This is a genomic window from Oleiphilus sp. HI0079 (assembly GCF_001635105.1).
The window spans coordinates 1-1,987 of the sequence record NZ_LWFT01000677.1; the positions used below are offsets into that span (position 1 = coordinate 1).

The 1,987-nt window shown below is 48.7% G+C and carries 3 protein-coding genes and 1 pseudogene; all 4 read right to left on the reverse strand.

Features of this window, described 5'->3' with window-relative positions:
- Positions 1 to 407, reverse strand: a 407-nt coding sequence (gene rplD, locus A3750_RS12355; protein ID WP_068548316.1) for a 50S ribosomal protein L4, incomplete at its 3' end; no start/stop codon positions are given.
- 11 nt (positions 408 to 418) lie between these two features.
- On the reverse strand, positions 419 to 1,057 hold the full coding sequence (gene rplC / locus A3750_RS12360) for a 50S ribosomal protein L3 (protein ID WP_068455766.1): 639 nt from the start codon (positions 1,055 to 1,057) through the stop codon (positions 419 to 421).
- A gap of 106 nt (positions 1,058 to 1,163) precedes the next feature.
- Positions 1,164 to 1,475, reverse strand: coding sequence for a 30S ribosomal protein S10 (gene rpsJ / locus A3750_RS12365; protein ID WP_068455763.1), 312 nt, complete (start codon positions 1,473 to 1,475; stop codon positions 1,164 to 1,166).
- A 187-nt stretch (positions 1,476 to 1,662) separates the two neighbouring features.
- Positions 1,663 to 1,987 (reverse strand): annotated as a pseudogene (gene tuf, locus A3750_RS12370) (elongation factor Tu); the annotation flags it as partial.

Here is a 1,987-nt window from a genome sequence, read left to right on the forward strand (position 1 = left end):
GCAGCGAACTCTTTAGTTTTTGGAGTAGCAGCTGTCATCTCTTCAACAACAACCAGACGGTCCTGACGAACAAGCTCGGAAAGAATTACCTGCATCGCAGCGCGATACATCTTACGGTTTACTTTCTGCTCGTAACTACGAGGCTTAGCAGCGAAAGTTACACCACCACCGGTCCAAATTGGGCTACGAATCGTACCAGCACGCGCTCGGCCAGTACCTTTTTGACGCCATGGCTTCTTACCACCGCCACGCACTTCTGAGCGAGTCTTTTGAGCTACTGTACCCTGACGGCCGCCTGCCATATAAGCAGTAACAACCTGATGTACCAGAGCTTCGTTATACTCACGAGAGAACGTAGCGTCAGAGACAGCAACGCTGTCTTTAGAATTTGCTATTACTAAATCCATCACTACACCTCTTAAGCTTTAACAGCTGGTTTGACGATAATGTCTGTGCCAGTTGCGCCAGGGACAGCACCTTTGATCAAAAGCAAGTTGCGCTCTGCATCGATACGCACGAGCTCAAGACCTTGAACCGTTACCTGCTCAGCACCCATGTGGCCAGCCATCTTCTTACCCTTCACAACTCGACCAGGCGTTTGACACTGACCAATCGAACCAGGAGCTCTGTGAGATAGCGAGTTACCGTGTGTTGCGTCTTGCATACGAAAGTTCCAACGCTTAACACCGCCTTGAAACCCCTTACCTTTTGACTGACCGGTCACATCAACAATTTGACCAGTTTCAAACTGCTCGACACTAAGAACATCGCCCGCTTTAAGGTCTGCACCCTCTTCAGCTTCTAGACGAAATTCCCACAAACCACGACCAGCTTCGACACCCGCTTTCGCGAAGTGACCTGCTGCTGCTTTAGAAACGCGAGAAGCGCGACGCTCACCTGTAGTGATCTGAACAGCCTTGTAGCCATCCACGTCCTCAGTTCTCACCTGCGTGATACGGTTACCGTCTACTTCAATAACGGTTACCGGGATTGACCGACCCTCTTCTGTGAAGATACGAGTCATACCAGCCTTGCGGCCGACTAAACCAATTGCCATTTTTCACCTCTTAAGTGTACGGGGCTCTCACCCTCTATGGCCCTATTAATAGGTAGTTACACTTTGCCGGGTTAGATAAACCCAGCACCCAAGCTTACGCTTGGACTTAACCTAGGCTGATTTGAACATCAACACCAGCAGCTAGATCAAGCTTCATGAGTGCGTCTACAGTTTTTTCTGTAGGCTCTACAATATCCATCATGCGTTTATGCGTGCGGATTTCATATTGATCACGCGCATCTTTATTAACGTGCGGAGAGATCAATACTGTAAACCTTTCTTTCTTTGTTGGCAGAGGAATTGGGCCACGCACTTGTGCTCCAGTTCGCTTCGCCGTGTCTACGATTTCTTGTGTAGACTGGTCAATCAGACGGTAGTCAAATGCTTTCAGTCTGATTCTGATTTTTTGGCTTTGCATGTTTAACAAAACTCCGATTATCGCCACGTCGACAGATTGTCTTTGCGGCACCTGTACAAAAAAGGAGCGGCATTGTACTCATTGCATACAAACCTGTCAACAAAAGAGTCACCACCCCTTTGCCAAATGATCTGCCAAAGAAAAAGGCCGCCCAATGGGCAGCCCCTTTCAATATTACGAGAACAAATTACTCGATGATTTTGGCAACAACACCAGCACCAACTGTGCGGCCACCTTCACGAATCGCGAAGCGTAGACCTTCTTCCATCGCGATTGGCGCGATCAAAGTAGCTGTCAACTGTACGTTATCACCTGGCATTACCATCTCAACGCCATCAGGAAGCTCACATGCACCTGTTACATCCGTGGTACGGAAGTAAAATTGTGGACGATAGCCTTGGAAGAATGGCGTGTGACGACCACCTTCATCTTTGCTCAAGATATATACTTCGGCCTCGGACTTCGTGTGCGGCTTAACCGAACCAGGAACACATAGCACCTGACCACGCTCA

Bases quoted from the DNA above. Each gene is read 5' to 3' on its own strand.
- rpsJ (WP_068455763.1), bottom strand. From the start codon at position 1,475: ATGCAAAGCCAAAAAATCAGAATCAGACTGAAAGCATTTGACTACCGT.
- rplC (WP_068455766.1), bottom strand. From the start codon at position 1,057: ATGGCAATTGGTTTAGTCGGCCGCAAGGCTGGTATGACTCGTATCTTC.